Origin of the sequence: Wolbachia endosymbiont of Drosophila seguyi (assembly GCF_028981765.1) — a bacterium.
Lineage (GTDB): Bacteria > Pseudomonadota > Alphaproteobacteria > Rickettsiales > Anaplasmataceae > Wolbachia > Wolbachia pipientis.
Genome location: NZ_JAPQLM010000134.1, coordinates 1 through 3,530 on the forward strand (window position 1 = coordinate 1; position 3,530 = coordinate 3,530).

Annotated in this window: 2 protein-coding genes and 4 pseudogenes; 2 read left to right on the forward strand and 4 right to left on the reverse strand. The window is 34.6% G+C overall.

Going from position 1 to position 3,530, the window contains the following annotated elements; genetic code table 11:
* Together OZD62_RS03190 and OZD62_RS03195 are read right to left on the reverse strand one after the other, a co-directional pair.
* A partial coding sequence (locus OZD62_RS03190) for a transposase (protein ID WP_274979003.1) occupies positions 1–275 on the reverse strand: 275 nt, incomplete at its 3' end.
* On the reverse strand, positions 260–412 hold the full coding sequence (locus OZD62_RS03195) for a hypothetical protein (protein WP_155975182.1): 153 nt from the start codon (positions 410–412) through the stop codon (positions 260–262). The genes OZD62_RS03195 and OZD62_RS03190, both read right to left, overlap by 16 nt.
* A gap of 107 nt (positions 413–519) precedes the next feature.
* Here OZD62_RS03195 and OZD62_RS03200 point away from each other — a divergent pair.
* A pseudogene (locus tag OZD62_RS03200) lies at positions 520–1,502 on the forward strand (IS4 family transposase); the annotation flags it as partial.
* Positions 1,503–1,695: 193 nt separating this feature from the next.
* Here OZD62_RS03200 and OZD62_RS03205 read toward each other — a convergent pair.
* A pseudogene (locus OZD62_RS03205) lies at positions 1,696–2,627 on the reverse strand (IS110 family RNA-guided transposase).
* Between the two features lie 216 nt (positions 2,628–2,843).
* On the opposite strand from OZD62_RS03205, the pseudogene OZD62_RS03210 reads away from it, so the two are divergent.
* Positions 2,844–3,251, forward strand: a pseudogene (locus OZD62_RS03210) (IS4 family transposase); the annotation flags it as partial.
* A gap of 7 nt (positions 3,252–3,258) precedes the next feature.
* Here the strand turns inward: OZD62_RS03210 and OZD62_RS03215 are convergent.
* Positions 3,259–3,530, reverse strand: a pseudogene (locus OZD62_RS03215) (IS66 family transposase); the annotation flags it as partial.

The following is a 3,530-nucleotide window of genomic DNA, read 5'->3' on the forward strand; positions in this document are numbered from 1 at the left end:
TTGATGCTTGTGAATAGCTGCAAATCTCTTCCTATTTGTTGCAAATACCCTTTTATAAACCCGACTGTTTGTCTTAAACCAATTCTAAAGAAACTGACGATTATATGCACCAAAATCACAACTTTATCACTATAAATATAGTTGCCGCCCTGCATTTTTGGACAATTCTCGTACCAATTTTCTATGGCGTCATTGATATAACAAAAAATGCTTCCTCTTTCTTGGAGAAATTTGTTATATTCATGGCAGTTACTGACTCTCATTTTTTGTGGCATATTTTTTCTTCAACAGTTAAATGGCTATTTATAATGAATTTTGTCAGTAACTGCCAGTTCTTTTCGCTTGAGCGATGCAACAAAGCCCACTGGGATCCAGTTTCACCTTGTGATGGTGTCATGAAAGTAGCTGACACTGGTTTCCATCCAAGACGGTGTCATTCCTTACTATTACCCACAAATATAAATGGACTAAAAAGTAAAATATTACAATATTAAAGTTTGCAAATATTGAGGGTGTAAAATGGCAAGTAAAAGTAGTGAATGGGCTAAAAATGAATTTGGAGATAAAAGGTTAACTGAGCGATTAGTAAAGATTGCTGATATGTTTGACAAAATTACCTGAAAGTTAGATTAATCAAGCATGTGAAAGTTGGTCAGAAGCAAAAACAGCATAACGTTTTTTTCAAAATGAGAATGTAAAAGAAAGTGATATTTTAGCTACACATATTAATAAGACGGTTGAGAGAACAAAAGCTCACAAGAGGGTTCTTGTCATTCAAGATACCAGTTACATTGTATATAATAACCATAAAAAAACAAGCGGATTAGCAAATTTGTCCAGTTATGATACTGCAAAAGGTATTATAATGCATACAGCTCTTGCCGTTAGTATAGAAGGTTTGGTACTAGGGATACTAGATCAAAAAGTTTATTCAAGACCTGAAGAAACTGAGAACCTTAAAAAAAAGAGCGATCGCATTGAAGATAAAGAAAGCGTAAAGTGGTTGGAAACTTTAAGAAAAACAAATAATATTATTGATCCAACTCAAACTGAGACTATAACTGTATGCGATAGAGAAGCAGATATATATGACTTTTTTGAGCTTGCACATAATCTTAATTCGGCAGTGCTAGTTAGAGCATGCAGAGATAGAGCGGTAAATAGAAAATCTCGATATCCTGAAAAAGGTGAGCAGAAGTTATGGGCATTTATTAAATCCTCTCATTGTGCAGGTACGGTAGAAGTTGAAGTTCCTGTAAAAGATAATAAGCCAAAAAGAACAGCACGTTTGGAAGTTAGATTTGGAAAGTTTATGATGAATCCATCTAAGAATAATATTAGGCATAAGACGGAAGAACTACCTAAATTACCACTTTATGCAGTTTATGTTGTTGAGAAAACTCCCCTTCCCTTAAAAAAAACCGCTAGAATGGATGCTATTAACGAATCTTTCAGTTAATACTTTCGATGAAGCTGTTGAAAAAATTAGTTGGTATCAACTATGTTTTTTAAAAATTTTTTTATTTGTGTAATTTTGCAAATTATATGGGCAATAAAAACCCGTTTGTCATAGAAATAGAATTTTATATCAAACAGCTACCACAGCAATTTCTGCTTAAGCTAATGAATATGTGCTTTAAGTCTGTGTGGACGCACATATTCATTAGCCAATTTCAGTTACCGTTGTGAAGATTTTTAAGTATGCAAATTAATTGCTTCTTTAAGTCTTGTATTAGCAATTACTATAATTTTACGCATTAGGGCTGTTATAGCCACCATCTTCTTCTTACCACTTTCAACAAGCTTAGAATAAAAGGCGCCAAGTATAGATTTTGACCTTGTAGCAGCCATAGCGGCTGTAAAGAGCTTTGAACGAACGTTACTTCTACCACCTGTAATCCTTCGGTAACCAACAGCTTTACCACTTTCTTTTGGATGCGGTGCAACTCCGGCAAGACTTGCTACTTCTTTTCTATTTAAGTAACCAAGCTCTGGCATTAAACACAAAAAATCTTGTGATAACTTTTCCAGGAACTGTTTTAAGAATTTTTTGGCGTTGTTGTAATGCGCGGCTTTCATCAATAATCTTTTGTATAGTATCATTGAGTTCGTTTATTTGACTATCGAAAAACTCAATGGTCTTTTGACAGCTTTCTTTTATATGATCATTTTCCGGTGCTTCAAGTCTGCATTTTTCTTGAGTTCTCATTTGCGTAATATCATCACGACGTTGACAAAGTGCAGCCAAAGTTGATTGTTCTGTAGAGGTAGGTACAAATAGAGAGATAGTTCTATGGCGTTCAAATCCATATTGAGCAAGAGCTCTTGCATCTAGACTTTGCTAAAGTTTCGTGAGATAAAATAAAGCTTTTTACTTTACGAGTATTAGCTCGATGCACGGCAATATTTTTGTCGGTAAGAAAATGTGATAAGCCAAGCTCATATTTCCCTGTATTTTCTAAAGTCACTAAAGCATTAGGTAGAATATCTGAAAACTCTTGAAATAATTGTTGCCAACCAGAAGCATTATTATCAAATTCGACAGCATTCTTCTGTTTGTGAATTGCAACGATATTTTTAAATTTTCCGATGTCAATGCCAATAAAATTTTGATAAGATGTAACCATAATAAACCTCGATAGTTTTAGTTAATTTAAGATTGTAAACGGGTGCATATATATGTCCCAAGCAACTATTCAAACGTATCGAGAGATAGGGCTAGCGTACCTTGATACCAACGGTTGTAATACCAATTTCCTTTCAGTCGCGCACGCCCGCTATTCCTAGTGAGCAGGGTTATCTTTCTCTCTTATCTCTTTTATATCACGTTTTTAACTGACAATTGCCTTAGATGGAAAATAGAGATATTACATAAAATTTTAAATCCGGTCTCAAAGTTGAAGAATGTAGGCTTGGAATAGCAGAAAGACTAATGAGATATCTAACAGTTATGAGTATTATTGCTTGGAGGATCTTCTTTATTACATCAATTGCAAGAGCTAACCCAACATTACCATGTACTACCTTATTAGCTGAAGAAGAATGGAAAGTTTTATACGTTAAAATACACAGAAAACCATGTCCAAGTGTAGTTCCCAACATAAAAGAAGCTGTTTCATGAACTTGGAGGCCATTTAGCAAGAAAAAATGACCCAAAACCAGGACCAATTACTCTTTGGAAAGGATATAAACGTCTCTTTGATTTAGCAGAAGGATGGCGACTTGCTCACGAACCTCATATTTGTGGGTAATAGTAAGATTTGATATGCTGCCAACACTTATGTTCAAATTAAAAATGTCATTTATGATACTAGCCACTTCACGCTTTGAGTTTTTGTAAAATTCGCTGAGTGCTGCAATTATAGACTTAACCCTTGGACCAAATGTATCTGGCGTAACACCTTCTGGTAACTTGCTACTTTTTCTTTTTCTGCATCTCCAACAACGACCATGTTCCAATTACTACATAAGGCCTAATTTCCGGAAGATCAACTTTTTGGTGAACATAAGGTTTTTCGCATATTACAAGC